This is a genomic window from Streptomyces sp. NPDC004667, from assembly GCF_040609475.1.
In the GTDB taxonomy this organism is placed as follows: domain Bacteria; phylum Actinomycetota; class Actinomycetes; order Streptomycetales; family Streptomycetaceae; genus Streptomyces.
Genome location: NZ_JBEXKC010000027.1, coordinates 23,170 through 49,858 on the forward strand (window position 1 = coordinate 23,170; position 26,689 = coordinate 49,858).

Below are 26,689 nucleotides of genomic sequence, written 5' to 3' on the forward strand. Positions count from 1 at the left end.
GGAAGCCGGGGGAGGTCGGCGCCGTATGCACGTTTCGCATCTCTCGTTGGCCGACTTCCGCTCGTACGCCCGGGCCGAGGTTCCCCTCGCCCCGGGCGTCACGGCTTTCGTGGGCCCCAACGGCCAGGGCAAGACGAACCTCGTCGAGGCCATCGGCTACCTGGCCACCCTGGGCAGCCACCGGGTCTCCTCGGACGCCCCGCTCGTCCGGATGGGCGCGGAACGGGCCGTCGTCCGGGCCGCCGTCACCCAGGGCGAACGTACGCAGCTCGTGGAGCTGGAACTCAACCCGGGCCGCGCCAACCGGGCCCGCATCAACCGGTCCTCGCAGGTCAGGCCCCGGGACGTGCTGGGGATCGTACGCACCGTGCTGTTCGCCCCCGAGGACCTGGCGCTGGTCAAGGGCGACCCGGGGGAGCGCCGGCGCTTCCTGGACGAGCTCGTCACGGCCCGCTCCCCGCGCATGGCGGCCGTCCGCTCCGACTACGAACGCGTCCTCAAGCAGCGCAACACCCTGCTGAAGTCGGCGGCGATGGCCCGTCGGCACGGAGGCCGCTCCATGGACCTCTCCACCCTCGACGTGTGGGACCAGCACCTGGCCCGCGCGGGCGCCGAACTCCTCGCACAGCGCCTCGACCTGATCGCGACCCTGCTGCCGCTCGCCGACAAGGCCTACGAGCAGCTCGCACCCGGCGGCGGCCCGCTCGGGCTCGCCTACCGCTCCTCGGCCGGCGAGCCGGTCGACAGCGGGGAGGCACGCACCCGCGAGGCGCTCTACGAGGTCCTGCTGGCGGCCCTGTCCGAGGTGCGCAAGCAGGAGATCGAACGCGGCGTCACCCTCGTCGGACCGCACCGCGACGACGTCCTGCTGCGCCTGGGCGAACTGCCCGCCAAGGGGTACGCCAGCCACGGCGAGTCCTGGTCGTACGCACTGGCGCTGCGCCTGGCCTCGTACGAGCTGTTGCGCTCGGAGGGGACGGAACCGGTGCTGATCCTGGACGACGTCTTCGCGGAGCTCGACGCGCGCCGCCGGGAGCGGCTCGCGGAACTGGTGGCCCCGGGCGAGCAGGTCCTGGTCACGGCGGCGGTGGACGACGACGTTCCGGGGGTGCTGACCGGCACCCGGTTCGCGGTCTCCGGAGGCGAGGTGACCCGGCTGTGAGCGCGGGCGAGGGCGGGCAGGACAAGCCGAGGACCCCGGAGCCGTCCGGGGTGGACCTGGCGCGGCAGGCGCTGGCCGCCGCGCGGGAGCAGGCCCGTGCCCGCGGGAACGCGGTGAGCGGGCGCCAGCGCCACCGGCAGCCGGGCCTGCGCTCCGGCGCCCGTGCCGACGGCCGGGATCCGATGCCGCTGATGGCGGCCCTGGACCGGCTGCGGACGGAACGCGGCTGGGAGATGCCGATCGCGGTGGCCGGGGTGATGGAGCGCTGGGCGGAGATCGTCGGCCCGGAGATCGCCGCGCACTGTGAACCGGAACGCTACGAGGACCGTGAGCTCCTCGTACGGTGCGACTCCTCCGCCTGGGCGGCGCAGCTGAAGCTGCTGGCCCCGCAGCTGGTGGCGCGGCTCAACGCGGACCTGGGCCAGGGCACGGTCCGGCTGATCAAGGTCCAGGGTCCCGGCGGCCGCCCCAAGCGGCACGGCCCCTGGCGCGCCCCGGGCAGCAGCGGGCCCGGGGACACCTGGGGCTGAGACCGGCCCGGCCCCGCGCCGGCGGTCCCGGACGGCCCGTACCACCCGCGCCCGAGGCCCCGTACCGTCCGCCCCGGCGGCCTCGTAGGGCCCGCCCCCGGCGGCTCCGTACCGTCCGCGCGGAGGTCCCGTACCGGCCGCCCCGCAGCCGCGTGCCGGTACCGGCCGGCCGCCGTCCGCACGGGCCGGCTCCCGGGCGGTTTCCGGCCCTTTCCACCCCGCGCGGGCCCCCTCTTCCCGTCCCCGCGCCCCGCCCGCGCGCCCCCGGGCCCGGCCCCGCCGGGTGCGGTGTCCCTCACGGTAGCCGCGGGTTGACAGGCCGAAGCGCTGGATGCCCGCGTGAGCCTCTTGGAGCCCCACCCCGAATATGGGGAGTCGGAGAGAGGAGGTTCAGGGCGGCACATGCGGACTCAGGTACCGGCAAACCCCCATTCATGTCAGTGGTACCGGTAGACTGGAGACAATCCCGCCCGTTCGCGGGGTGACAGCTACAAACGCAGACAACGCAGATCGACGCGGCCGCTCCCCCGGCGCACATGCTGGTCCGGAGTACGGGCTGCGCTGTGCCAGAAAGGGCGCTTCGTGGCCGATTCCGGCGACTCCAACGAGAAGAATTACGACGCCAGTGCGATCCAGGTCCTCGAGGGCCTGGACGCGGTCCGCAAGCGGCCGGGTATGTACATCGGCTCGACGGGTGAGCGTGGTCTGCACCACCTCGTCTACGAGGTCGTCGACAACTCGGTCGACGAGGCGCTGGCCGGGCACGCGGACACCATTGACGTGACGATCCTCGCCGACGGCGGGGTGCGCGTGGTCGACAACGGCCGCGGCATCCCGGTCGGCATCGTGCCGTCCGAGGGCAAGCCGGCCGTCGAGGTCGTGCTGACCGTCCTGCACGCGGGCGGCAAGTTCGGCGGCGGCGGCTACGCCGTCTCCGGCGGTCTGCACGGCGTCGGTGTGTCCGTCGTGAACGCCCTGTCGACCAAGGTCGCGGTCGAGGTGAAGACGGACGGCCACCGCTGGACCCAGGACTACAAGCTGGGCGTGCCGACGGCCCCGCTGGCGCAGAACGAGGAGACCGACGAGCACGGCACGTCGGTGACCTTCTGGGCCGACGGCGACATCTTTGAGACCACCGAGTACTCCTTCGAGACGCTGTCGCGGCGCTTCCAGGAGATGGCCTTCCTCAACAAGGGCCTGACCCTGACGCTGACCGACGAGCGCGAGTCGGCGAAGGCCACGGCGGGCGCCGACGACCCGGAAGCGGACGCGACCGAGCCGCAGGCGCGCACGGTCAAGTACCACTACGAGGGCGGCATCGTCGACTTCGTGAAGTACCTCAACTCGCGCAAGGGCGAGCTGATCCACCCGACCGTCATCGACGTCGAGGCCGAGGACAAGGAGCGCATGCTCTCGGTCGAGATCGCGATGCAGTGGAACTCGCAGTACACGGAGGGGGTCTACTCCTTCGCGAACACGATCCACACGCACGAGGGCGGCACCCACGAGGAGGGCTTCCGCGCGGCGCTGACCGGCCTGGTCAACCGCTACGCGCGGGACAAGAAGCTGCTCCGCGAGAAGGACGACAACCTCGCCGGCGAGGACATCCGCGAGGGTCTGACGGCGATCATCTCGGTCAAGCTGGGCGAGCCCCAGTTCGAGGGCCAGACGAAGACCAAGCTGGGCAACACGGAGGCCAAGACCTTCGTGCAGAAGGTCGTCCACGAGCACCTGAACGACTGGTTCGACCGCAACCCGGTCGAGGCCGCGGACATCATCCGCAAGTCGATCCAGGCGGCCACGGCCCGCGTCGCGGCCCGCAAGGCCCGCGACCTGACGCGCCGCAAGGGTCTGCTGGAGAGCGCCTCGCTGCCGGGCAAGCTGTCCGACTGCCAGTCGAACGACCCGATCAAGTGCGAGATCTTCATCGTCGAGGGTGACTCCGCCGGCGGCTCGGCCAAGTCCGGCCGCAACCCGATGTACCAGGCCATCCTGCCCATCCGCGGCAAGATCCTGAACGTCGAGAAGGCGCGCATCGACAAGATCCTGCAGAACACCGAGGTCCAGGCGCTGATCAGTGCCTTCGGCACCGGTGTGCACGAGGACTTCGACATCGAGAAGCTCCGCTATCACAAGATCATCCTGATGGCGGACGCCGACGTCGACGGCCAGCACATCAACACCCTGCTGCTGACCTTCCTCTTCCGCTTCATGCGGCCGCTGGTCGAGGCCGGGCACGTCTACCTGTCCCGCCCGCCGCTCTACAAGATCAAGTGGGGTCGCGACGACTTCGAGTACGCGTACTCGGACCGCGAGCGCGACGCCCTGGTCGAGCTGGGCAAGCAGAACGGCAAGCGGATCAAGGAAGACTCGATCCAGCGCTTCAAGGGTCTGGGCGAGATGAACGCCGAGGAGCTGCGCGTCACCACCATGGACGTGGACCACCGCGTGCTCGGCCAGGTCACCCTGGACGACGCCGCGCAGGCCGACGACCTGTTCTCGGTGCTGATGGGTGAGGACGTCGAAGCCCGGCGCTCCTTCATCCAGCGCAACGCCAAGGACGTTCGCTTCCTCGACATCTGAGTCGGCTCAGCTGACCGCCTGAAAGGACTTCTGACCAGCAATGGCCGACGAAACCACCCCCACCGCGGAGAACCCCGCGGAGGAGCAGCCCGTCATGCGCATCGAGCCCGTCGGGCTCGAGACCGAGATGCAGCGCTCCTATCTCGACTACGCGATGTCCGTCATCGTCTCCCGCGCGCTGCCCGACGTACGGGACGGCCTCAAGCCGGTCCACCGTCGTGTGCTGTACGCGATGTACGACGGCGGCTACCGGCCCGAGAAGGGCTTCTACAAGTGCGCCCGCGTCGTCGGCGACGTCATGGGCACGTACCACCCGCACGGTGACAGCTCCATCTACGACGCGCTGGTCCGTCTGGCCCAGCCGTGGTCGATGCGCATGCCGCTGGTGGACTCCAACGGCAACTTCGGTTCCCCGGGCAACGACCCGGCGGCCGCGATGCGCTACACCGAGTGCAAGCTGATGCCGCTGGCCATGGAGATGCTCCGGGACATCGACGAGGAGACCGTCGACTTCACGGACAACTACGACGGCCGCAACCAGGAGCCCACCGTCCTGCCGGCGCGGTTCCCGAACCTGCTGATCAACGGCTCCGCCGGCATCGCCGTCGGCATGGCCACCAACATCCCGCCGCACAACCTCCGCGAGGTCGCGGCGGGCGCGCAGTGGGCGCTGGAGCACCCGGACGCCTCGCACGAGGAACTGCTCGACGCGCTCCTGGAGCGCATCAAGGGCCCCGACTTCCCGACCGGCGCGCTGGTCGTGGGCCGCAAGGGCATCGAGGAGGCGTACCGGACCGGGCGCGGCTCCATCACGATGCGCGCGGTGGTGGAGGTCGAGGAGATCCAGAACCGCCAGTGCCTGGTGGTCACGGAGCTCCCGTACCAGACCAACCCGGACAACCTCGCGCAGAAGATCGCCGACCTGGTCAAGGACGGCAAGATCGGCGGCATCGCCGACGTCCGCGACGAGACCTCGTCCCGGACGGGTCAGCGCCTGGTGATCGTGCTCAAGCGCGACGCCGTGGCGAAGGTCGTGCTGAACAACCTCTACAAGCACACCGACCTGCAGACGAACTTCGGCGCGAACATGCTGGCGCTGGTGGACGGGGTGCCGCGCACCCTGTCGATCGACGCGTTCATCCGCCACTGGGTGCAGCACCAGATCGAGGTCATCGTCCGGCGCACGCGCTTCCGCCTGCGCAAGGCGGAGGAGCGCGCCCACATCCTGCGCGGTCTGCTCAAGGCGCTGGACGCGATCGACGAGGTCATCGCGCTCATCCGGCGCAGCAACACGGTCGAGATCGCGCGCGAGGGCCTGATGGGCCTCCTGGAGATCGACGAGATCCAGGCGAACGCGATCCTGGAGATGCAGCTGCGGCGCCTCGCGGCCCTGGAGCGGCAGAAGATCGTCGCCGAGCACGACGAACTCCAGGCGAAGATCAACGAGTACAACGCGATCCTGGCCTCGCCGGCCAAGCAGCGTTCGATCGTCAGCGAGGAACTGGCGGCGATCGTCGAGAAGTTCGGCGACGACCGGCGTTCCAAGCTGGTGCCCTTCGACGGCGACATGTCCATGGAGGACCTGATCGCCGAAGAGGACATCGTCGTCACCATCACGCACGGCGGCTACGTCAAGCGCACCAAGACCGAGGACTACCGCTCGCAGAAGCGCGGCGGCAAGGGCGTGCGCGGCACGAAGCTGAAGCAGGACGACCTGGTCGACCACTTCTTCGTCTCCACCACGCACCACTGGCTGCTGTTCTTCACCAACAAGGGCCGCGTCTACCGGTCCAAGGCGTACGAGCTGCCGGACGCCGGCCGTGACGCGCGCGGGCAGCACGTGGCGAACCTGCTGGCCTTCCAGCCGGACGAGAAGATCGCCCAGATCCTCGCGATCCGCGACTACGAGGCCGCGCCCTACCTGATCCTGGCCACCAAGGGCGGCCTGGTGAAGAAGACGGCGCTGAAGGACTACGACTCGCCCCGTTCGGGTGGCGTCATCGCGATCAACCTCCGGGAGACGGAGAGCGGCGCGGACGACGAGCTGATCGGCGCCGAGCTGGTGTCCGCCGAGGACGACCTGCTGCTCATCAGCAAGAAGGCGCAGTCGATCCGCTTCACGGCGACCGACGACGCGCTGCGCCCGATGGGACGGGCCACGTCCGGTGTGAAGGGCATGAGCTTCCGCGAGGGCGACGAGCTGCTGTCGATGAGCGTCGTGCGGCCCGGTACCTTCGTCTTCACCGCGACCGACGGCGGCTACGCCAAGCGGACGGCCGTGGACGAGTACCGCGTCCAGGGCCGTGGTGGTCTGGGCATCAAGGCCGCCAAGATCGTGGAAGACCGCGGTTCGCTCGTGGGCGCGCTGGTGGTCGACGAAACGGACGAGATTCTCGCCATCACGCTCGGCGGTGGTGTGATCCGTACGCGCGTCAACGAAGTCAGGGAGACGGGCCGTGACACCATGGGCGTCCAGCTGATCAACCTGGGCAAGCGCGATGCCGTGGTCGGCATCGCTCGGAACGCCGAGGCCGGTCAGGAAGCTGACGAGGTCGACGAGATCGAGACAGAGATCGAGGCCGGGGCAGCCGACGGACAGGCCGCCGAGGCGGCCGGGGGCAGTGAGTCCCCGGCAGGGGAGCACGAGGAGTAAGCGTGAGTGGAGCCACGGGCGCCGGACCGGCCAAGACTGGAGCGAACGGTGCCCGTGGCCCCGCCGCGGACTCCCAGGGGGGACAGGGGGCAACGGTGACGGACACCCGAGGACCGGAGTCGGAGCCGGCACCGGCCGCGCAGCCGCAGGCGAAGGCGAAGTCGAAGGCGAACGGCAAGCAGAAGGCCGGGGCGGGCCAGGAGCCGGGCGCGCAGCCGTACCAGCCCCCGCAGGCCTACGCGGCCCCCAAGGGCCCCGGCACGCAGCGGGGAACGGGTCCGGTCATCCGTACGACGCCGAGGACGCGCAAGGCGCGGCTGCGGGTGGCCAAGGCCGACCCGTGGTCGGTGATGAAGGTCAGCTTCCTGCTGTCGATCGCGCTGGGCGTGTGCACCGTCGTCGCGGCGGCGGTGCTGTGGATGGTCATGGACGCCATGGGCATCTTCTCGACCGTCGGCGGCACGATCAGCGAGGCGACCGGTTCCAACGAGAGCAACGGGTTCGACCTCCAGTCGTTCCTTTCGCTGCCGCGCGTGCTGATCTTCACCTCGGTGATCGCGGTGATCGACGTGGTGCTGATGACGGCTCTGGCGACGCTGGGTTCGTTCATCTACAACCTGTCGGCGGGCTTCGTGGGCGGCGTGGAGCTCACGCTCGCCGAGGACGAATGACCTGCGCGGACGCCCCCTAGAGCGCGATTTTGGCTCGACCGCGTCTGTGCGCTAATCTTCAGGAGTCAGCGCGCAGCGCGGATGGGGCTATAGCTCAGTTGGTTAGAGCGCATCCCTGATAAGGATGAGGCCACAGGTTCAAATCCTGTTAGCCCCACAGTGTCGAAGACCCCCAGGCCATGGCCTGGGGGTCTTCGACGTTGGGCCCTTTGAGGGGTTGCCAGGTAACCGATCGGTATCGGCCGGTGTGTATTGTTGGCCGCCAGAAGTCCCCTACGTCAACGAAAGACGAGGTCGCGCGGTGAAGAAGCTGCTCCTGGTCGCACTGGCCGCCATCGGCGGGCTCCTCGTGTACCGCCAGATCCAGGCGGACCGCGCCGAGCAGGACCTGTGGACGGAGGCAACCGACTCCGTGCCCTCTGGTTCCGGCGTGTGAGACCCGCTTGATTCCATGAAGCCCCGGCTGCCGCTGCTGCCGGGGCTTCGTGCTGTTCCGTGCCGGGAAGTTCCGTGCCTGGAGGTTCCGTGCCGGGAAGTTCCGTGAAATTCCGTTCTGCAACGATTTAGCTTGCAATGGCAAAAACGGGATGGTGTGGGGTGGACGTGCGCGTGCGGGTGCGTCGGGGACGCGGGGCGGGCGCGGTCGTGCGCCCCGTACTGGCCGCGGCACTGGTGGCGTTCTGGCTGCCGGGGGCCGCCCGCGCGGAGGCCGGGCCCTCCCCGGCCCCCGCCCCGCCGCCGCGCTACCTGGCGGCCGAGGGGGCCCGGCGGGTGGAGGGCGGGCCCTCCACGGCGGACGCCCCGCTGCTGGAGACCGGCGTGGTCTACGAGGACACCGTGGCCCCGGGCGAACGGGTGTACCGGCTCGGTCTCGACAGCGCCTCCACCGTGTACGTGTCCGCCGTGCTGCGCCCACCCGCCGGGAGCAGGGTCGGGTACTCCGACGGGGTCGAGGTCGAGGTCATGACCAACGCCGGCCGCGCCTGCCCGTACAACCCGGGCCGTGCCTCCTTCGGCACCGACCCGGTCCCGCTCGCGGCGGCGGGCCAGCGGCGGCTGGAGGAGGACGCCGAGTGCCAGGCCCCGGGGACGTACTACGCGAAGGTCACCCGGTCGGCGGACAAGGACTCCGACCGGGCGGCCTGGCCGGTGGAGCTCCTCGTCCTGCGCGAACCGGCCCCGGCCGCGGGCGGCGCCCCGGTCTCCCCGCCCGCGGTGCTGCCCTCCCCCTCCCCGGCCCTGCCGGGCACGGACCCGGTCCCGCGGACCGGCGGGACCGGCTTCAACGACGCGCGGGCCCTGGGCTCCGGGGTGTGGCGCGACGACCTGAGGCCCGGACAGACGCGGTTCTACCGGGTCCCGCTGGACTGGGGGCAGCGGCTGGCGGTCGGCGCCGAGATCGCGAAGGCCCGGATGACCCTGCCGTACGGCTCCGCCTCCGACGGGCTCACCGTCTCGCTCTACACGCCCTACCGGGGGATCGTGGACTCCGGGGACACCTCCTACGACGGGCAGCAGGCCGCCGTGACCCTGCCGGGGACGGTGCCCGTGGCGTACGCGAACCGCTTCTCCGACCGGGCGGAGGTCCGGCCGCTGCGGGTGGCCGGCTGGTACTACGTCGCCGTCACCCTGGGCGGCAGGGTGGGGGAGTTCACCGAGGACGCCTCGCCCGTGCCGCTGACCCTACGGGTGGACGTGGGCGGCGTCCGGGCCGCGGAGCCCGCGTACCGGGAGGGGCTGGCGGCGGCGGGCTTCGGGGTCGGCGCCGCCGAGCGGGCCGCCGCGAAGGACGGGCTCACCGTCCCCGAGGCCGCCGCCCGGGAGGAGGACCGCTCCCTGATGCGGACCGTGGCGGGCGCCGGCTTCGGGACGGGCGCGCTGCTGCTGCTCGGGCTCGGCGGCTGGCTCCTGCTGGCCCGGCGCACCGGAGCGGGGGCGGGCGGGTCGGCCTAGGCCGTCTCTTCCGGATCTTGCCTGGCCGGCAAGATCCGAAAGAGACGACCTAGATGCGGGTCAGCGCCCAGGCGCCGACCGCGAAGCACAGGAGCGCCGCCGAGAGGATCGCGGCGGTGACCCCGGCCGGGGGCGGGGGGATCCGGCGGCGCGCGGGCACCACGGGCGCCGGGACCGGTGCCGGCCCCGCGGGCGCGGGCTCCGGGGAGGACGGGGGCGTCGGGGAGGACGGGGGCGCGAGGTGGAAGCCGTCCGTCTCCTCGGGGCCGTGGCCGGGCGGCGGGGGCCCGAAGGCAGCGGCGGCGGGCGGCCCGTGCGAGGCCCTCGGGGAGGGCGTGGGAGCGGGCTCCGGGGAGGGCGCGGAGGCGGCGGCGGAGCGTGGGTCCGAGGGGCCCGCGGGGCCGAAACCGGCGGGGAGCGGACCGAGTTGGTCGAACACCTCCACCGGATCCTCGTCCGGGTCGGGTGACGGTAGCAACTGGACGGCCTCGGCAAGGGCCTTGCGCGCCCCTGTGGCGGTCCGGAACCGCTTGCGGGGGTCCGGGTGCAGGAGGTTGGCGATCACGTCCCACAGGGGCGCGGGGACGCCCTCGGGAGGTCCGGGGACGCCCTGGGCCGGGAACTGCCGTGCCGGCGCGAGGGAATCGGGCTTGCGGCCCTGCAGCAGGTACAGCGCGACGAGTCCCGCCGCGAAGAGGTCGACGGGGAAGTCGGGCTCGGCGCCGGTCAGTTGCTCGGGGGCGAAGTAACCCGGGGTGCCGACGACCAGGTCGGTGCCGGTGAGCCGCGGCTCGCCCTTGCGCATCGAGATGCCGAAGTCGGACAGCCGCAGGTGCGGCCGCCCGGTTCCGGTGGCCTCCAGCAGGATGTTGGCCGGTTTGACGTCGCGGTGGACGACGCCCTCCGCGTGCACCGCCGCCAGCCCCGCCAGGAGCTGGTCGAGCAGCGCGCACGCGAACCGGGGCGGCAGGGCCCCGTAGTCGCCGATCAGATGGGCGAGGGAGCCGCCGGCGACGAGGTCCATGGTGAACAGGACCTTGTCGTCGTCGGCCGCCCAGCTGGCCGGTGCCAGCACGTGCGGGTGGTCGATGCGCAGGGCCTGCTCGCGAACGAAGCGCAGCAGGGCGTGGGCGTCGCCGTGCAGGAGGACCTTGGCGGCCACGTACCGGCGGCGGCGGTGGTCCCAGGCCCGCCAGACGGCGCCCGCCCCGCCGCGCCCGATCGGGTCGGCCAGTTCGTACCGGCCGGCGAAGACCTCACCCATCGCTGCGCCCGTCCCCCGTCCCCCGTCACGCGTGCGCGTCAGTTCTGGTGGGCCTCGTAGTGGGCCACCGCCTCCGCGGTGCGGCCCGCGCCGTAGACCCGAAGGAACTCTGCCAGTTCCGGATGGCTGGGTGCGAGGGAATCCGCCGCGTCGATGATGTCCCCGGCGGCGGAGACCGATCGCAGCAGCGACTGGATCTCCCGGACGACCCGCTTGACCGTGGGCGCGCCGGAACTCGTCGTCGTCTGACCGCTGTTGCTGAGGACGGAGCCTCCCTGGGTGTTCTTGATCTCGTCCATCCGGTCGGTGGCCTCGGCCGCGCTGACGCTTCCGTCCGCAACCTGTCCGGCGAGGTCCTGGAGGGCCTGGACCCGCTGGACCACGGCCGGGTTACCGATCTTGGCGCGCTGCCCGCTCATCAGCTGGGACAGCATCGGCGCCGACAGCCCGAGGACGGCAGCGAGGCGGGCCTGGTTCAGGCCGAGGTCATCTATGAGCCGTCGGAACAGCGCGCCGAGCGGCTCCCCGTACCAACTGCGCTGCAGTTCCCTGGCTCTGGCCGTGGCCTCTTGCTGTACTGCGTCCACTCTGACTACTCCCCTTCGCTGGTGCGAACCTCGCGAGCATCTTACGGAGCGTGGTCGCGGGGCGGGAGTCCCTATCATTTTGCGGGATGCGGGGGTACACCGGGTACTCTGTGCTGCGGAACGGTCGTTGCCTCACGGGGTACGGTCGCGTCCGGTTGCTCGGGGCCTTAGCTCAGTTGGTAGAGCGCTGCCTTTGCAAGGCAGATGTCAGGAGTTCGAATCTCCTAGGCTCCACATTCAAAGACCCCCTGACCAGCGGAAACGCCGGTCAGGGGGTCTTTCGCGTGCCGGCCCTCAGGGGGTGCGGGGGCGGCGGAGGACGGTGGCCGTCACGGCGCCGGCGGTCAGCAGGAGGGCGGCGCCGAGGGCGAAGGCGAGGTGGTGGCCGCCCGTGAGGGATTCGGCGGGGGTGCGGCCGGCCGCGGTCAGGGACCCGGTGCGGGAGGCGGCCACGGTGGACAGGACGGCGACCCCGAGGGCCATGCCGATCTGCTGGGTGGTGTTGAAGAGGCCCGAAGCCAGGCCCGCGTCCCGCTCGTCGGCGCCGGACATCCCCAGGGCGGTGAGCGCCGGCAGGGCCAGGCCGAAGCCGGAGGCCAGCAGCATGACGGGCAGCAGGTCGGTGACGTAGTCCGCGTGCACCGGCAGCCGGGTCAGCAGCCCGAGGCCGGCCGTCAGCAGGCCGAGCCCCGCGAGGAGTACGGCGCGCTCGCCGAAGCGGGCGTTCAGGCGGGCCGAGACGCCGAGCGAGACCGCGCCGATGGAGAGGGCGGCGGGCAGCATCGCGAGGCCGGTCTCCGCGGCTCCGTAGCCCTGGACCCGCTGGAGGTGGAGGGCGAGCAGGATCTGGAAGGAGAACAGCGCGGCCACCATCAGCATCTGGACCAGGTTCGCGCCGGCCACGGTGCGGGAGCGCAGGATCCGAAGCGGCATCAGGGGGACGCGGGCCTTGGCCTGGCGCACGGTGAAGGCGGTGAGCAGGGCCAGGGAGAGGCCGCCGAGGCCGAGGGTGTGCGCGGAGGTCCAGCCGTACGTCTCGACGGTGACGACGGCGTAGATGCCGGTCATCAGTCCGGCGGTGACCAGGACCGCGCCGAGGGCGTCGGCTCCGGCGCGCAGGCCGAGGCCGCGGTCGCGGGGCAGGGCGGGGAGGGCGGCGAGCAGGGCGGCGATGCCGATGGGCAGGTTGATGAAGAAGATCCAGTGCCAGTCCAGGGCGTCGGTGAGGACCCCGCCCAGCACCTGGCCCAGGGAGGCTCCGGCGGCTCCGGTGAAGGAGAAGACGGCGATCGCCCGGGTGCGGTCGCGGGTTCCGGTGAAGAGGGTGACCAGGATCCCGAGGCTGACGGAGGAGGCCATCGCGCTGCCCAGGCCCTGGAGGAAGCGGGCGGCGATCAGCAGGGCGGGCGATCCGGCGAGGCCGGCGAGGAGCGAGGCGGCCGTGAAGACGGCGGTGCCCGCCAGGAACATCCGCTTGCGGCCGATCAGGTCGCCGAGGCGGCCGGCGAGGAGCAGCAGGCTGCCGAAGGCGATCAGGTAGGCGTTGACCACCCAGCTGAGGCCGGCGGGGGTGAAGCCGAGGTCGTTCTGGACGGCCGGCATGGCCACGGTGACGATGCTGCCGTCGAGGACGGTCATGAGCATGCCGGTGGAGAGCACGGCGAGCGCGGTCCAGCGGGAGCGGAGCCGGGGTGCCCGGGGTGCGGGTGCGGCGGCAGTGGCGTCGGCGGCTGTGGGTGCGGGTGCGCTGGCCTGGAGCGTGGCGGGCATCGGTTTCTCCGGTCGCGGTGAGGCGGCAGGTCGTCGTATCCGGCGACTGGTGCGACCGTAGCAGATGGTTTTGTTGCAGACTATATTTCTCGGATCGAATTGTTAGGCTGAGGTCATGACCGCCATGGCGCCCACCGCGCGGACCGAGCCCGACCTGTCCTTCCTCCTGGACCACACCAGCCACGTCCTGCGCACCCGCATGGCCGCGGCCCTCGGGGAGATCGGGCTGACGGCCCGTATGCACTGCGTCCTCGTGCACGCCCTGGAGGAGGAGCGCACCCAGATCCAGCTCGCCGAGATCGGTGACATGGACAAGACGACGATGGTGGTGACCGTCGACGCCCTGGAGAAAGCCGGCCTGGCCGAGCGGCGGCCCTCCGCCGCCGACCGCAGGGCCCGGATCATCGCCGTGACCCCCAAGGGCGCCGAGGTCGCCGTCGAGAGCACCCGGATCGTCGACCGGGTGCACGCCGAGGCCCTCGCCCCGCTCCCCCCGGCCGACCGCGAAGCCCTCCTGCGCACGCTGCGGCTGCTCGCCGAGGACGCCCTCGCGATCCCCTCGGAGACCCCCCGCCCGGCCCGCCGCGCCCGCCAGTAGCCGCCCCGGGGCGTCCCGCGCGGGCGGCCCCGGGGACACCGCCGGGCGTCCCCCGGACGGCCCCGTCACTGGGCCGTTCGGCCCCGGGTGGCGGACAGTGGGGAGAGGCATCGAGACCGGGGGGCAACACCAGGCCGGAGGCGTACGCACATGGGACTCTTCGACTTCCTGAAGTCCGACAAGAACAAGGAACACGAGGCGGCCGCGAAGGCCAAGGAGCAGGCGAAGGAGCAGGCGGAGCAGCAGGCCGCGGCGGGGTCCGCGGCCGGCGGCATGGGCGGCAAGTACGTCGACGCCGCGCCGGCCGGCGAGCGGACGGCCGCGGCCGCGCCGCCGCGGCACCCGGTGTCCGGTTCGGCCATGCCCAGCCCGATGTCGGCCGCGCACAAGGCGGTACCGGTGCCACCGAAGCCGCCCCTGGCGGGCCCGCCCGGGCCGCCCCTGGCCGCCGCGCCCCGGACGCCCGCGGTACCGCCGCCCCCGGCGTCCGGTCCGGCCATGCCCAGCCCCGCGTCGGCCGCGCACAAGGCGGTACCCGTCTCGCCCAAGCCGTCGCCGACGGCCAAGAAGCGCATGTACACGGTCAAGGCGGGCGACTCGCTCTCCGAGATCGCCCGCCGCGAGCTCGGCAACGAGGCCCGGTGGCGGGAGCTCTACGCCATGAACAGGACCGTGGTCGGCCCGAACCCCGACATGATCCTGCCCGGCATGGTGCTCACCCTGCCCGGGTAACCCCTCCCCCGGCAGCCGGAGCGGCGGGACGCGGAAGGGGCCCGGATCCAGGTGGTGGATCCGGGCCCCTTCCGCATGCCGGGCGGGCGGCCGTCAGTGCCGCTCGTCGCCCTCGGAGCCGTTGGCCGAGCCCGCCTGGGCCTCGCGCTCCTTCTCCGCCAGCTCGTCGTCGAAGCTGGCTGGTTCGGCGGCGCGGGAGACCTCGGTGGCCGCCGGGGGCTCCACGAGCCAGTCCGGGTTCGACTGCCGGTCCCACCACTTCCACACCACGAAGGCGGCGCCCGCCACGAGGCCGACGAGCGCGACCCCGCGCAGTGTCCGGTGGCAGCGCGCCCGCCGCTCGTTGCGCCGGACCAGCCGGTGCACCTCCTTGGCCGAGACCTGACCGCGCAGGGCCGCCAGCGCCGCCGTCGAGCGGGCCGCGGCCTCCTCGGCGACCGGCGTGGCCGCCGCCACGGCGCTCTCGATGCGGGGCTGCGTGTAGTCGGCGGCCTGGCGCGCCGCACGGCGCGTCTGCTCCAGCGCCTGGACCGCCGCCCGGTCGACGGGGGGCGGTACGTGGGCGCGCGCCGCCACCATGGCGGGATACAGATGGGTGTCGTAGGCCGTCCGCGCGTGGAGCGAGGCCTGGCCGGCCGCGTACGAGACCTTCGGCGCCAGCCGCTCGTTCGCCTCCTGCGCGTAGTGCACGGCGGCGTTCCGCGCGGTCTCCGCGTACGGCGCCACCGCTTCCGCCGCGTGCCTCACGGTGTCCCTGGCGCTCTCGGCGGCCAGGCGCACGCTGTCGTTGCGTGTCACGGGATCCTCCTCCTCGGTGGCGGACACAGTTCACCTTTCCACCCTTTGTCGGATCATGCCTGCCATAGCGCCGCCGGGCATGCGTGACAGGGCATACGGGTGGAGGATTTCTGTGCCGCGCTGCCCTCCGTGGGAGGATCGGGACCGACAGTGATGACTATGGAAGGCAGACCCGTGGCCGAGAAGCTCTACGCCACCCTGAAGACCAACCACGGCGACATCGAGATCGAGCTGCTGGAGAACTTCGCGCCCAAGACCGTCCGCAACTTCGTGGAGCTGGCCACGGGCGCCCGCGAGTGGACCCGTCCCACCGACGGCCAGAAGACCACCGCTCCGCTCTACGACGGCACCGTCTTCCACCGCGTCATCAGCGGTTTCATGATCCAGGGCGGCGACCCGCTCGGCAACGGCACCGGCGGGCCGGGCTACCGCTTCGCCGACGAGTTCCACCCCGATCTGGCCTTCACCAAGCCCTACCTGCTCGCGATGGCCAACGCCGGCCCGGGCACCAACGGCTCGCAGTTCTTCATCACGGTCGCGCCCACCGCCTGGCTGACCCGCAAGCACACCATCTTCGGCGAGGTGACCGACCCCGCCAGCCAGAAGGTCGTGGACAAGATCGCGGCGGGCGCCACCAACCCGCGCACCGAGCGCCCCCTGGACGACGTGATCATCCAGTCGGTCACGGTGGAGAAGCGCTGACCGCGGGGAAGCACTGACCGCCTCCCGCCGGCCGGCGCGCCCCGCGCGGCCCCGGGAACCTTTGCGCCCCGCCCGTCCGTCCTGGTTGTGTACCCGGACCGGCGGGGCACCTCCCCCGCCGGCCGCGCCGCCGATCGAGGGGACCGATGGACACCGACCGTCTGCCGGGCTGCTACCGCCACCCGGACCGCGACACGGGCATCACCTGCACCCGCTGCGACCGCCCGGTCTGCCCCGAGTGCAGGGTGAGCGCCGCGGTCGGCTTCCAGTGCGTGGAATGCGTCCGCGGGGGTTCCGGCACCGGACACGCCCCCGCGGCGAACGCCCCGCGCACCCTCGCGGGCGGCCGGGTCGCGGCCGATCCCCAGCTCGTCACCAAGATCCTGATCGGGATCAACGTGGCCGTCCTCCTCGCCACGTACGCCGTCCCGGGACTGGCCGTCCAGCTGGAGCTGCTCGGCCGCTACGTCGAGTACTACGGGGCGCCGCTGGAGGGGATCTCCACCGGCCAGTACCACCGGCTGCTGACCTCGGTGTTCCTGCACGTCGAGTGGTGGCACATCTTCAGCAACATGCTGGCCCTGTGGGTGATCGGCGGCCCGCTGGAGGCCGCCCTGGGGCGGGCCCGCTACCTCGCCCTCTACCTGCTGTCGGGGCTGGGCGGCAGCGCGCTCGTCTACCTGCTGACCGCTCCGAACACGCCGACCCTCGGCGCCTCGGGCGCCATCTGCGGGCTCCTCGGCGCCACCGTGGTCCTCGCCCGCCGGCTGCGCTACGAGATGCGGCCGGTCCTGATCACGCTCGGGCTGATGCTGCTGATCACCTTCGTGCCGCTGGGCGGCAGCCTGTCGGTGTCCTGGCAGGCGCACATCGGCGGCCTGGTGACCGGCGCGCTGGTGGCCCTCGGCATGCTGGCTCCCGCCACCGGCAGGAAGCGCATACTGGTACAGACGGGTACCTGTGTGGCCGTGTTCCTGGTGGCCGTCGTGCTGGTCGTGGTCCGGACCGCCGAACTCACCTGATCACACCGGCGTCAACTCTCCACAGAGTTATCCACAGATCTTCTGTCTTTTCCTCAGGTGTGGATGACGCTGTGGATAACTCCTGGGGAGAGCTTGCGCCGCGGCGTTATCCGCGCATCACTTCCACTGCGTGGAGACGCCGAATCCGGCAGCGATAAATCCGAAACCGACCACGATGTTCCAATTGCCCAGGGCCTCGACGGGCAGCTGGGTGTCGGTCACGTAGAAGACGACGATCCACGCGAGACCGATGAGGAAGAACGCCAGCATGACCGGGGCGACCCAGCTGCGGTTCGTCAGCCTGATCGTCTGCGCCTGCTTCGCCGGCGGCGGCGTGTAGTCGTCCTTCTTGCGGATACGTGACTTCGGCACGAGGGGCTCTCCTGTCGATGCGCTGGGGACCTGGCCTGCCCCGGGCGTCCGTTAGCGTAGTGGACCTACTGGCGTTGAAGGAGAAGGGTACGTTGAGCAAATCCGACGACTCCTCCGCGGGTCCCCGTCGCCGGACCGGGGTGGCCCGGCTGCTGACGGCCGCCGTCTTCGCCCTGGCAGGCCTCATCTTCGTCACCAGTTTCAACACGTCCAAGGGTACGAACATCCGGACGGACGCATCGCTCCTGAAACTCTCCGACCTCATCCACGAGCGCAGCGCCAACAACGCCGAGCTGGAGAAGACCGCCGCGCTCGCGCGGGACCGGGTGGACGCCCTCGCCGAACGCGACGACGGCAGCACCAAGGCCGAGGACGCCAAGCTGGCCGCCCTGCGCACCGCCGCGGGCACCGAGGAGCTCTCCGGCAAGGGACTGAGCGTCACCCTCAACGACGCGCCGCCGAACGCCACCGCCCGCGTCCCCGGCGTCCCCGAGCCCCAGCCCAACGACCTGGTCATCCACCAGCAGGACCTCCAGGCCGTGGTGAACGCCCTGTGGCAGGGCGGCGCCCAGGGCATCGAGGTCATGGGCCAGCGGCTGATCTCCACCAGCGCGGTCCGTTGCGTGGGCAACACCCTGATCCTCCAGGGCCGGGTCTACTCGCCCCCGTACAAGGTGTCGGCCGTCGGCGACCCGGGCGCGTTGCGCAAGGCCCTCGCGGCCTCCCCCGCCCTGCAGAACTACCAGCTGTACGTCAACGCGTATGGGCTCGGCTGGAAAGTGGACGAGGACAAGAGGCTGACACTGCTGGGGTACTCCGGCACAGTGGACCTCCACTATGCGAAGCCGCTGGAGTCCGCCGCGCCCTGACGTCGTACTGCGCCTGGTGGTACGGACGTTCAGCGAGGTGTGCCTGACGGCCGGGACGCTGATCGTGCTGTTCACGGCCTACGTGCTGCTGTGGACCGGGGTCAAGGCCGACCGGGCCATGGAGGGCGAACGGGACCGGCTGCGCGACCGCTGGGCGGCCGCGGCCCCTGCCGCCGCCCAGGCTCCGCCGGCCGCCCCGTCCCCGGGGCCCTCCGGGACACCCGCACCCCCGCAGCGGGCCGCGCAGCCGCGGCCCCGCCCCGCCGGGCAGGCCTTCGCCGAGATGTACGTGCCCCGCTTCGGCCCGGACTGGAGCAAGCCGGTCCTGGAGGGCACGGACCCCGGCGTGCTGAAGAAGGGCCTCGGCCACTACGCGGGCACGGCCGGGCCCGGGGAGGACGGCAACTTCGCCGTGGCCGGGCACCGGCGCACCTACGGAGACCCCTTCAAGGACGTCCCGGAGCTCCGTCCGGGGGACGAGGTGATCGTCCGCGACGCCACCCACCGGTACACGTACACCGTCCGCGCCGCACCGCTGCGCACCCTGCCCACCGAGGTCGCGGTCGTCGACCCGGTGCCCGCGCGGTCCCCCTTCACCGCCGCGGGCAGATATCTGACGCTGACCACCTGCGATCCCGAATGGGGCCACAGCCACCGGCTGGTCGTCTGGGCGGAACTCACCGCGACCGGGCCCGCCGCACCCGGCTGAACGCAGGGATTGCCCCGGTGACCCCCAACGGCGGGGTCCTGGCCTTTAGGCTGTTGCGGTACCGCCCCCGCGGTGCGTGGAACGATCGTGGACGACGAAGGAAACAGACGGAATGTACGGCTGGATCTGGCGGCACCTGCCGGGCAACGCGTGGGTTCGCGCGCTGATCTCTCTCGTACTGATCCTGGCGGTGGTTTTCGTACTGTTCCAGTACGTATTCCCGTGGGCCGAGCCGCTGCTTCCGTTCAACGACGTGACGGTGGACGAGGGATCGGGAGCGACTCCGTGAGCGCGCGCATTCTGGTTGTCGACAATTACGACAGCTTTGTCTTCAATCTGGTCCAGTACCTCTATCAGCTCGGCGCCGAATGCGAGGTGCTGCGCAACGACGGGGTCGAGCTCGCCCACGCGCAGGACGGCTTCGACGGCGTGCTGCTCTCGCCGGGGCCGGGCACGCCGGAGGAGGCGGGCGTCTGCGTCGACATGGTCCGGCACTGCGCGGACACGGGCGTCCCGGTCTTCGGCGTCTGCCTCGGCATGCAGTCCATGGCCGTCGCCTACGGCGGCGTGGTGGGCCGGGCCCCCGAGCTGCTGCACGGCAAGACCTCGCCGGTGGTCCACGAGGGCCTCGGCGTCTTCGCCGGACTGCCCTCGCCCTTCACCGCCACCCGGTACCACTCGCTGGCCGCCGAACCGCTGACCCTGCCGGACGCGCTGGAGGTCACCGCGCGGACCGAGGACGGGATCATCATGGGCCTGCGGCACCGGGAGCACGACGTCGAGGGCGTGCAGTTCCACCCCGAGTCGGTACTGACCGAGTGGGGGCACCGGATGCTCGCGAACTGGCTCGTGCGCTGCGGAGACGCCGGAGCGGTCGAGCGGTCGGTGGGGCTGGCCCCGGTGGTGGGCAAGGCCGTCGCGTGACGACGGTCGCGCCGTCCGCGCCCACCGAGGGCCGGGCCGCGCGGCGCAAGGCGGACCGGGAGGCCGCGAAGCGCTCGCACGCGCGGGCACGCAAACGGGGAGGGCGGGGACGGCGGCGCGCCCGCCCCCGCTCCGGCGGCCCGGTGGTGGTGCTGAGCCGGGCGGCCGGTGAGCTGTTCATCACGGTGGGCCTGGTGATGCTGCTGTTCGTGACCTACCAGCTCTGGTACACCAACCTGCTCGCCGAACGGACGGCCAACGGGGCCGCCGGCTCGCTGCGGCAGACCTGGGAGCGGGCACCGGGAGCGGGTACGCCCTCGGCGCCGCCGGTGGCCGCCTTCGAGCCGGGACAGGGCTTCGCGATCCTCCACATCCCCAAGCTGGACCTCAAGGTCCCGGTGGCGGAGGGGATCAGCAAGGCGAAGGTGCTCGACCGGGGCATGGTCGGCCACTACGGCGAGGGCGTGCTCAAGACGGCCATGCCGGCCGACAAACAGGGCAACTTCGCCGTCGCCGGCCACCGCAACACCCACGGCGAACCGTTCCGCTACATCAACAGGCTCGTGCCGGGCGACCCGATCGTGGTGGAGACGAGGGACGCGTACTACACGTACGAGATGACCTCGGTGCTCCCGCAGACCTCCCCGGCGAACGTCTCGGTGATCAAGCCGGTCCCGGAGGGGTCCGGGTTCACCGGGCCGGGCCGGTACATCACGCTGACGACCTGCACCCCCGAGTTCACGAGCACCTACCGGATGATCGTATGGGGCAGGATGATCGACGAACGCCCGCGCAGCCAGGGTGTTCCGCCCGCGCTGAACAGCCGCTGACCAGCCCGTAAGGACGAACCCGCAGTGTCTCGTGCCCGCCGCCGCCGTCGCTCCGCACCGCCGCCTGCCGATCGCAGCGTGATCGCAGGGTTCCTGAGCCTGCTGGGAGAGCTCCTGATCACGGTGGGCCTGGTCCTGGGCCTGTTCGTGGCCTACTCGCTGTGGTGGACGAACGTCCTCGCGGACCGGCAGGCCTCGGCCCGGGGCGACCAGGTCCGCAGGCAGTGGCAGTCGGCCCCCGCGCAGGCCCCGAACGCGCCCGCCCAGCCGGGCGCCCTCGACACCGGGGACGGCATCGGCTTCCTGCACGTGCCGTCGATGGACAACGGCGAGGTACTGGTCAAGCCGGGCACCGCCCCCGACGTCCTCAACGACGGCGTCGCCGGCTACTACACGGATCCGGTGAAGTCGGCCCTGCCCTGGGACGACAAGGGCAACTTCACGCTCGCCGCGCACCGCGACGGGCACGGGGCGAAGTTCCACAACATCGACAAGGTGAAGAACGGCGACGCGGTCGTCTTCGAGACCCGCGACACCTGGTACGTCTACAAGGTCTTCGCCGAGCTGCGCCAGACCTCGAAGTACAACGTGGACGTGATCAACCCGGTCCCGAAGGAATCGGGGAAGACGGCTCCGGGCCGGTACATCACGCTGACGACCTGCACCCCGGTCTACACCTCGAAGTACCGCTACATCGTCTGGGGCGAGCTGGTGCGCACGGAGAAGGTGGACGAGAAGCGCACGCCCCCGGCGGAGCTGCGCTGACCGCGGGGCCGCGCTGACCGCCCGGCTGCGCTGCGGAACGGGAACAGGCCCGGCCCCCGTCGGGGGCCGGGCCTGTTCGCACGCGCTCCGCTAGCGGCGGCCGCCGGTGAGGCCCCCGAAGAAGCCTCCGCCGTCGTTGTTGCCGTCCTGGGCCTTCGGGGCGGTGCGGACGTTGATCACGGTGCCGCCCGGCACCTGGGTGCCGACGGGCGGGTTGGAGTCGATGATCACCGCGTTGTCGTCGGTCGCGCCCGCCAGCACCGCGCCGAAGACCAGGTTGGCCGCCTGGAGCGTCAGCTTGGCCTGGGCCACCGTCTGACCCGTCAGCGCGGGCACCGCCGTCGGCGTCGCGGCGGCGGCCTTGGAGATGCTGACGTTGACCGGGGTGTCCTTCGCCAGCTCCGTGCCCGGCGCGTACTGCTGCTGGACGACCGTCTTCGGCGGGGCTCCGGGGGAGTCGACCTCCGTGGTGCTGCCCAGCTTGAGCTTCACGGCCTGGAGGGCCTTGGCGGCCTCCTCCTTCGTCTTGCCGGAGAGGTCGGGCACGAGACCCTTCGCGACCTCCTTGGCGACGGTGAGGGTGATCACCGAGCCCTGTTCGGCCTGGCTGCCGGCCTTGGGGTTCTGGTCCGTCACGGTGCCGGGGGTGGCGGCGTCGGACTCGACGAGCTTCTTCTCGACCTGGAACTTCTTGGCCTTCAGCTGCGCCTCGGCTTCCGCGAACGGCAGCCGGACCACGTCGATCACCGGCACCTTGGGCGCGCCCGTGGAGACCTTGACCTTGACCGTGGAGCCCTTGTCGACCTTGGTGTCGGCGGCCGGGTTCTGCGAGCAGACGGTGCCCTTGGGCTGGTCCTCGCAGGGTTCCTCGGCCTCCTTCTCCACGGTGAGGCCCATGTTCTTGCCGCTCTGCTGCGCCGAGTCGAAGGTCTGGCCGACGAGCTTGGGCACGGCGGGGCGGTTGTCCGCGCTGGTGTCGAAGAGGGTCCGGCCGATCAGGATCGCGCCGACCAGCACGAGGACGCCGGCGAGGACCAGCAGGATCGTCGAGGCCCGGCTCTTCTTCTGCTGGCGACGGCCGTGCCCCTGGTCGTAGCCGCCGTGTCCCTGGTCCCCGTACCCGTAGCCGCCGTCGCCCCCGGGGGGCATCGGCGGGAGCATCGAGGTCTGGCCCGCGTCGGGGGAGCGCAGCGCGGTGGTGGCCTGGTCCTGGCCCGGGTGTCCGTAGCCGCCCTGGTCGGGGTAGCCGTAGCCGGCCGCTCCCATGGAGGCGGTGGCGGCCACGGGCTGGCCTTCGAGGCAGGCCTCGATGTCGGCCCGCATCTCGTCGGCGGACTGGTAGCGGTAGTCGGGGTCCTTGACCAGGGCCTTGAGGACGATGGCGTCCATCACGGGCGTGATCTCGGGGTCGAAGTTCGACGGCGGCTGCGGCTCTTCGCGCACGTGCTGGTAGGCCACGGCCACGGGGGAGTCGCCGACGAACGGCGGCCGGACGCAGAGCAGCTCGTAGAGCAGGCAGCCGGCCGAGTACAGGTCGGAGCGCGCGTCGACCTGCTCGCCCTTGGCCTGCTCCGGGGAGAGGTACTGGGCGGTGCCGATCACGGCGGCCGTCTGCGTCATCGTCATGCCGGAGTCGCCCATGGCGCGGGCGATGCCGAAGTCCATGACCTTGACCTGGCCGGTGCGGGTCAGCATGACGTTGGCGGGCTTGATGTCCCGGTGCACGATGCCGGCGCGGTGCGAGTACTCCAGCGCCTGCAGGATGCCGATGCACATTTCGAGGGTGCGCTCGGGCAGCAGCTTGCGGCCCGAGTGCAGCAGCTCGCGCAGGGTCGAGCCGTCGACGTACTCCATCACGATGTACGGGATGGAGATGTTGTCGACGTAGTCCTCGCCGGTGTCGTACACCGCGACGATCGCCGGGTGGTTCAGCGACGCGGCCGACTGGGCCTCGCGACGGAACCGGGCCTGGAAGGACGGGTCGCGGGCGAGGTCGGCGCGCAGGGTCTTGACGGCGACGGTACGGCCGAGCCGGGTGTCGTGGCCGAGGTAGACCTCGGCCATGCCACCACGGCCGAGCACGTGGCTCAGCTCGTACCGGCCGCCGAGGCGACGCGGCTCTTCCATAACGTTTGCAGCCCTCTCCGTCAGTCCCGACCGCACCCGTGTGTGGTCCGGCGGTGTGCTGTTCGCGGCAAGGCTACCGGCCGATCGTCAGTGATCGGTTCGTGACCACAGGCTGATATCGGACCGGTACCGAGCGCTCGGATCCTGTCTCCGCTTGTCATCCCTTGTTCTTCAGTACGGCTTCCATGACCGCCTTGGCGACCGGGGCGGCCAGGCCGCCGCCGGTGATGTCCTCGCGGTCGGCGGCGCTGTCCTCGATGACGACGGCCACGGCGACCGGGGAGGTCCCGTCGGGGTTGTCGGCGTAGGCGATGAACCAGGCGTAGGGGCGCTTGGCGTTCTTCTCGCCGTGCTGGGCGGTGCCGGTCTTGCCGCCGACGGTGACGCCCTTGATCTTCGCGTTCTCGCCGGTGCCGTGCTCGACGACGTTGACCATCATCTGCTGGATCTTCTGCGCGTTCGCGGCGGAGACCGGGCGGCTCATCTCCTGCGGCTCGTGCTTCTCGATCGTGTCGAGGTTCGGCGCGGTCAGCTGATCGACCATGTACGGCTTCATCAGCTTGCCGTCGTTGGCGATCGCCGCGGTGACCATGGCCATCTGGAGCGGGGTGGCGGCGGTGTTGAACTGGCCGATGGAGCTCTGGGCGTTGCCGTCCTTGCCCATGGTCTTGTCGTAGACGCTCGCGAAGGCGCGGACCGGGGTGTCGATCTTGTCGTTGTTGAAGCCGAACTTCTGGGCGGTCTCGACCATCTTGTCGCGGCCGACCTTGTCGCCCATGTTCGCGAAGACCGAGTTGCAGGAGACCTGGAGCGCGAAGTTCAGCGTCGCCTTCTCGCAGCCGCTCGCGTGGTTGACCATCGGGGTCTTGGTGCCCGGCAGGATGTACGGCTCGGGGGTGTCCGTGGGGGCGTTGATGTCGCTCACCACGCCGTTCTCCAGCGCGGCCGCGGCGGTGACCACCTTGAAGGTGGAGCCCGGCGGGTAGGTCTCGCGCAGGGCGCGGTTGACGAGGTTCTTGTCCTCGCTGTCCTTCAGCGCGACCCAGGCCTTCTCGTCGGTCTTGGAGTTGCCGGCGAAGGTGGACGGGTCGTACGAGGGGGTGCTGACCAGGGCCAGGATGGCGCCGGTGCGCGGGTCGATCGCGGCGACGGCGCCCTTCTTGTTGCCCAGCTTCTCGTACGCGGCCTTCTGGGCGGCGGCGTTCAGGGTGGTGACGACGTTGCCGCCCTGCTTCTTCTCGCCGGTGAACATGCCGATGGTGCGGTCGAAGAAGAGCCGGTCGTCGTTGCCGGTGAGGATGCCGTCGTCGAGGGACTCCAGCTGCGTCGAGCCGAAGGCCTGCGAGGCGTAGCCGGTGACGGGCGCCCACAGGGGTCCGTCGAGGTACGTCCGCTTGTACTTGTAGTCGCTGCCGTCGGTCACGGCCGAGCCGGTGACGGGCTGGCCCTGCACGATGATGTTGCCGCGTTCGGTGGCGTACTGGGCGATCTGGACCCGGCGGTTCTCCTTGCGGGTGCTGAGGTCCTCGGCCTGCACGTACTGCAGCCAGTTGGTCCGGATCAGCAGGGCGAGGACGAGCAGCCCGCAGAACAGCGAGATGCGGCGCAGGGGCTTGTTCATGACGGGCGGACCACCTGGGTCATCTCGGAGTCGGGGGACGGGGCGGGGGCCGGGGCAGGTCGGCGTGCGGTGTCGCTGATCCGGATGAGGATGGCGATGAGGACCCAGTTCGCGAGGACGGAGGAGCCGCCGGAGGCGAGGAAGGGCATGGTCATGCCGGTGAGGGGGATGAGGCCCATGACTCCGCCGGCGACGACGAAGATCTGCAGGCTGAAGGCGCCGGAGAGCCCGATGGCGAAGAGCTTGCCGAAGGGGTCGCGGGCGGCGAGGGCGGTGCGGACGCCCCGCTCGATGATCAGCCCGTAGAGCAGGAGGAAGGCCATGACGCCGGTGAGGCCGAGTTCCTCGCCGACGGTGGAGAAGATGAAGTCGGAGTTGGCGGCGAAGCCGATGAGGTCGGAGTTGCCCTGTCCCCAGCCGGTGCCGAGGACCCCGCCGGAACCGAAGCTCATGATCGACTGGCCGACCTGCTCGCAGGCGCCGGAGGTGCTGTAGCAGGCGAAGGGGTCCAGCCAGGCGGTGACGCGGACCTTGACGTGGCTGGCGAAGGTGCCGACGACCACGGCGCCGCCGACCGACATCAGCAGGCCGATGACGATCCAGCTGGTGCGCTCGGTGGCCACGTACAGCATGATCACGAACATGCCGAAGAAGAGCAGCGAGGTGCCGAGGTCGTTCTCGAAGACCAGGACGAGCAGGCTCATCGCCCAGATCATCAGGATCGGGCCCAGGTCACGGCCGCGCGGCAGGTAGAGACCCATGAAACGGCGGCTGGCCAGGGCCAGGGCGTCGCGCTTCACCATCAGGTAGCCGGCGAAGAAGATGGCGATGACGATCTTCGCGAACTCACCGGGCTGGATCGAGAAGCCACCGACGCTGATCCAGATCTTGGCGCCGAAGACGTCCGCGCCCAGACCCGGGACCACCGGCAGGATCAGCAGGATCAGCGCGCCCGCCATCGAGATGTACGTGAACCGCTGGAGCACGCGGTGGTCCTTGAGGACCAGCAGCACGACCGCGAAAAGGGCGAGGGCCAGCCCCGTGTACATCATCTGCCGCGGCGCCGACTCGGTGAAGACCCCGAAGCTGCGCTTGGCGAGGGTCTGCAGCCGCTCGGACTGGTCGAGCCGCCAGATGAGGACGACGCCCAGACCGTTGAGCAGGGTGGCGATCGGCAGCAGCAGCGGGTCGGCGTACTTGGCGTAGCGCCGTACGACGAGGTGGCCGATGCCGGCGAGGACGGCGAAGCCGAGCCCGTAGAGGAACATGCCCGGGGGCAGCTCGCCGTGGATCGCCAGGCCCACGTTGGCGTAGGCGAAGATCGGGATGACCACGGCGAAGGCGAGCAGCAGGAGCTCGGTGTTCCGCCGGCTCGGCGCCTCGATGGCGCCGATGGTGGTCGTGTTGGTGACAACGCTCATGGTGTGGCAGGCCCCCTGTGCCCGCG

The 26,689-nt window shown here is 71.1% G+C and carries 24 protein-coding genes, 2 tRNA genes and 1 pseudogene; 19 read left to right on the top strand and 8 right to left on the bottom strand.

Going from position 1 to position 26,689, the window contains the following annotated elements:
- Window positions 1-25: 25 nt before the first annotated feature.
- From recF to ABZW32_RS17375, 8 genes are all read left to right on the top strand, one after another.
- Complete coding sequence (gene recF / locus ABZW32_RS17340) at window positions 26-1,162, top strand: DNA replication/repair protein RecF (protein WP_356216618.1); 1,137 nt, start codon at window positions 26-28, stop codon at window positions 1,160-1,162.
- Window positions 1,159-1,692: a DUF721 domain-containing protein gene (locus tag ABZW32_RS17345; RefSeq protein WP_356216621.1), complete on the top strand. Its 534-nt coding sequence runs from the start codon at window positions 1,159-1,161 to the stop codon at window positions 1,690-1,692. Before recF ends, ABZW32_RS17345 begins: the two co-directional genes overlap by 4 nt.
- A 561-nt stretch (window positions 1,693-2,253) precedes the next feature.
- The gene (gene gyrB, locus ABZW32_RS17350) at window positions 2,254-4,275 is read left to right on the top strand and encodes a DNA topoisomerase (ATP-hydrolyzing) subunit B (protein ID WP_356216777.1); all 2,022 of its coding nucleotides are present in this window, start codon (window positions 2,254-2,256) and stop codon (window positions 4,273-4,275) included.
- A 40-nt stretch (window positions 4,276-4,315) separates the two neighbouring features.
- Window positions 4,316-6,928 carry a DNA gyrase subunit A gene (gene gyrA / locus ABZW32_RS17355; RefSeq protein WP_356216624.1) on the top strand — a complete coding sequence of 871 codons (2,613 nt, stop codon included), beginning with the start codon at window positions 4,316-4,318 and terminating at the stop codon, window positions 6,926-6,928.
- A gap of 2 nt (window positions 6,929-6,930) precedes the next feature.
- A complete protein-coding gene (locus ABZW32_RS17360) occupies window positions 6,931-7,599 on the top strand; it encodes a DUF3566 domain-containing protein (RefSeq protein WP_356216627.1) in 669 nt (222 codons plus the stop codon).
- Between the two features lie 83 nt (window positions 7,600-7,682).
- A tRNA-Ile gene (locus ABZW32_RS17365) sits at window positions 7,683-7,756 on the top strand.
- 144 nt (window positions 7,757-7,900) lie between these two features.
- A complete protein-coding gene (locus ABZW32_RS17370) occupies window positions 7,901-8,035 on the top strand; it encodes a DLW-39 family protein (RefSeq protein WP_208809277.1) in 135 nt (44 codons plus the stop codon).
- Window positions 8,036-8,208: 173 nt separating this feature from the next.
- Window positions 8,209-9,552: a hypothetical protein gene (locus ABZW32_RS17375; RefSeq protein ID WP_356216629.1), complete on the top strand. Its 1,344-nt coding sequence runs from the start codon at window positions 8,209-8,211 to the stop codon at window positions 9,550-9,552.
- A 49-nt stretch (window positions 9,553-9,601) separates the two neighbouring features.
- Here the strand turns inward: ABZW32_RS17375 and ABZW32_RS17380 are convergent, their stop codons facing one another.
- On the bottom strand, window positions 9,602-10,816 hold the full coding sequence (locus tag ABZW32_RS17380) for a serine/threonine-protein kinase (protein WP_356216632.1): 1,215 nt from the start codon (window positions 10,814-10,816) through the stop codon (window positions 9,602-9,604).
- A 38-nt stretch (window positions 10,817-10,854) separates the two neighbouring features.
- The gene (locus tag ABZW32_RS17385; RefSeq protein WP_030225168.1) at window positions 10,855-11,403 is read right to left on the bottom strand and encodes a transcriptional regulator; all 549 of its coding nucleotides are present in this window, start codon (window positions 11,401-11,403) and stop codon (window positions 10,855-10,857) included.
- A gap of 161 nt (window positions 11,404-11,564) precedes the next feature.
- Between ABZW32_RS17385 and ABZW32_RS17390 the strand changes: the two genes are divergently transcribed.
- Window positions 11,565-11,637, top strand: a tRNA-Ala gene (locus tag ABZW32_RS17390).
- 60 nt (window positions 11,638-11,697) lie between these two features.
- Here ABZW32_RS17390 and ABZW32_RS17395 read toward each other — a convergent pair.
- Window positions 11,698-13,173, bottom strand: coding sequence for an MFS transporter (locus ABZW32_RS17395; RefSeq protein ID WP_356216635.1), 1,476 nt, complete (start codon window positions 13,171-13,173; stop codon window positions 11,698-11,700).
- A gap of 115 nt (window positions 13,174-13,288) precedes the next feature.
- Here ABZW32_RS17395 and ABZW32_RS17400 point away from each other — a divergent pair, with 115 nt between their 5' ends.
- Window positions 13,289-13,771 (top strand): MarR family winged helix-turn-helix transcriptional regulator, encoded by a 483-nt coding sequence (locus ABZW32_RS17400; protein WP_356216638.1) that lies wholly within the window; start codon window positions 13,289-13,291, stop codon window positions 13,769-13,771.
- A 150-nt stretch (window positions 13,772-13,921) separates the two neighbouring features.
- Window positions 13,922-14,503, top strand: coding sequence for a LysM peptidoglycan-binding domain-containing protein (locus ABZW32_RS17405; protein WP_356216640.1), 582 nt, complete (start codon window positions 13,922-13,924; stop codon window positions 14,501-14,503).
- A gap of 93 nt (window positions 14,504-14,596) precedes the next feature.
- On the opposite strand, the gene ABZW32_RS17410 is transcribed toward ABZW32_RS17405, so the two are convergent.
- Complete coding sequence (locus tag ABZW32_RS17410; protein ID WP_356216643.1) at window positions 14,597-15,301, bottom strand: DUF5324 family protein; 705 nt, start codon at window positions 15,299-15,301, stop codon at window positions 14,597-14,599.
- A gap of 174 nt (window positions 15,302-15,475) precedes the next feature.
- Between ABZW32_RS17410 and ABZW32_RS17415 the strand changes: the two genes are divergently transcribed.
- Window positions 15,476-16,003 carry a peptidylprolyl isomerase gene (locus tag ABZW32_RS17415; protein WP_356216780.1) on the top strand — a complete coding sequence of 176 codons (528 nt, stop codon included), beginning with the start codon at window positions 15,476-15,478 and terminating at the stop codon, window positions 16,001-16,003.
- A 146-nt stretch (window positions 16,004-16,149) separates the two neighbouring features.
- A complete protein-coding gene (locus ABZW32_RS17420; protein WP_356216646.1) occupies window positions 16,150-17,025 on the top strand; it encodes a rhomboid family intramembrane serine protease in 876 nt (291 codons plus the stop codon).
- A 117-nt stretch (window positions 17,026-17,142) separates the two neighbouring features.
- On the opposite strand, the gene crgA is transcribed toward ABZW32_RS17420, so the two are convergent.
- The gene (gene crgA, locus ABZW32_RS17425; protein WP_030225155.1) at window positions 17,143-17,397 is read right to left on the bottom strand and encodes a cell division protein CrgA; all 255 of its coding nucleotides are present in this window, start codon (window positions 17,395-17,397) and stop codon (window positions 17,143-17,145) included.
- Window positions 17,398-17,489: 92 nt separating this feature from the next.
- On the opposite strand from crgA, the gene ABZW32_RS17430 reads away from it, so the two are divergent.
- The 6 genes and pseudogenes from ABZW32_RS17430 to ABZW32_RS17455 all read left to right on the top strand — a co-directional run bounded on the left by ABZW32_RS17430 (window position 17,490) and on the right by ABZW32_RS17455 (window position 21,494).
- Complete coding sequence (locus tag ABZW32_RS17430) at window positions 17,490-18,266, top strand: DUF881 domain-containing protein (RefSeq protein WP_356216649.1); 777 nt, start codon at window positions 17,490-17,492, stop codon at window positions 18,264-18,266.
- Entirely contained in the window at window positions 18,235-18,975 is a 741-nt protein-coding gene (locus ABZW32_RS17435) for a class E sortase (protein ID WP_356216651.1), read from the top strand. The genes ABZW32_RS17430 and ABZW32_RS17435 overlap by 32 nt, the downstream gene beginning before the upstream one ends.
- A 112-nt stretch (window positions 18,976-19,087) precedes the next feature.
- A complete protein-coding gene (locus tag ABZW32_RS17440) occupies window positions 19,088-19,264 on the top strand; it encodes a hypothetical protein (RefSeq protein ID WP_030225149.1) in 177 nt (58 codons plus the stop codon).
- Window positions 19,261-19,899 (top strand): aminodeoxychorismate/anthranilate synthase component II, encoded by a 639-nt coding sequence (locus ABZW32_RS17445; protein WP_356216654.1) that lies wholly within the window; start codon window positions 19,261-19,263, stop codon window positions 19,897-19,899. The genes ABZW32_RS17440 and ABZW32_RS17445 overlap by 4 nt, the downstream gene beginning before the upstream one ends.
- 140 nt (window positions 19,900-20,039) lie before the next feature.
- A pseudogene (locus ABZW32_RS17450) lies at window positions 20,040-20,729 on the top strand (class E sortase); the annotation flags it as partial.
- 78 nt (window positions 20,730-20,807) lie between these two features.
- On the top strand, window positions 20,808-21,494 hold the full coding sequence (locus ABZW32_RS17455; protein WP_356216657.1) for a class E sortase: 687 nt from the start codon (window positions 20,808-20,810) through the stop codon (window positions 21,492-21,494).
- Between the two features lie 90 nt (window positions 21,495-21,584).
- On the opposite strand, the gene pknB is transcribed toward ABZW32_RS17455, so the two are convergent.
- From pknB to ABZW32_RS17470, 3 genes are all read right to left on the bottom strand, one after another.
- Window positions 21,585-23,621, bottom strand: a complete 2,037-nt coding sequence (pknB, locus tag ABZW32_RS17460) for a Stk1 family PASTA domain-containing Ser/Thr kinase (RefSeq protein ID WP_356216660.1) — start codon at window positions 23,619-23,621, stop codon at window positions 21,585-21,587.
- Window positions 23,622-23,778: 157 nt separating this feature from the next.
- Entirely contained in the window at window positions 23,779-25,242 is a 1,464-nt protein-coding gene (locus tag ABZW32_RS17465; RefSeq protein ID WP_356216662.1) for a penicillin-binding protein 2, read from the bottom strand.
- A complete protein-coding gene (locus ABZW32_RS17470; protein WP_356216665.1) occupies window positions 25,239-26,663 on the bottom strand; it encodes an FtsW/RodA/SpoVE family cell cycle protein in 1,425 nt (474 codons plus the stop codon). The genes ABZW32_RS17465 and ABZW32_RS17470 overlap by 4 nt, the downstream gene beginning before the upstream one ends.
- Window positions 26,664-26,689 lie beyond the last annotated feature (26 nt).

Bases quoted from the DNA above. Each gene is read 5' to 3' on its own strand.
- gyrA (WP_356216624.1), top strand. From the start codon at position 4,316: ATGGCCGACGAAACCACCCCCACCGCGGAGAACCCCGCGGAGGAGCAG.
- ABZW32_RS17395 (WP_356216635.1), bottom strand. From the start codon at position 13,173: ATGCCCGCCACGCTCCAGGCCAGCGCACCCGCACCCACAGCCGCCGAC.
- ABZW32_RS17440 (WP_030225149.1), top strand. From the start codon at position 19,088: ATGTACGGCTGGATCTGGCGGCACCTGCCGGGCAACGCGTGGGTTCGC.
- ABZW32_RS17420 (WP_356216646.1), top strand. From the start codon at position 16,150: ATGGACACCGACCGTCTGCCGGGCTGCTACCGCCACCCGGACCGCGAC.
- ABZW32_RS17465 (WP_356216662.1), bottom strand. From the start codon at position 25,242: ATGAACAAGCCCCTGCGCCGCATCTCGCTGTTCTGCGGGCTGCTCGTC.
- ABZW32_RS17405 (WP_356216640.1), top strand. From the start codon at position 13,922: ATGGGACTCTTCGACTTCCTGAAGTCCGACAAGAACAAGGAACACGAG.
- ABZW32_RS17400 (WP_356216638.1), top strand. From the start codon at position 13,289: ATGACCGCCATGGCGCCCACCGCGCGGACCGAGCCCGACCTGTCCTTC.
- recF (WP_356216618.1), top strand. From the start codon at position 26: ATGCACGTTTCGCATCTCTCGTTGGCCGACTTCCGCTCGTACGCCCGG.
- pknB (WP_356216660.1), bottom strand. From the start codon at position 23,621: ATGGAAGAGCCGCGTCGCCTCGGCGGCCGGTACGAGCTGAGCCACGTG.
- ABZW32_RS17380 (WP_356216632.1), bottom strand. From the start codon at position 10,816: ATGGGTGAGGTCTTCGCCGGCCGGTACGAACTGGCCGACCCGATCGGG.
- ABZW32_RS17470 (WP_356216665.1), bottom strand. From the start codon at position 26,663: ATGAGCGTTGTCACCAACACGACCACCATCGGCGCCATCGAGGCGCCG.
- ABZW32_RS17435 (WP_356216651.1), top strand. From the start codon at position 18,235: ATGCGAAGCCGCTGGAGTCCGCCGCGCCCTGACGTCGTACTGCGCCTG.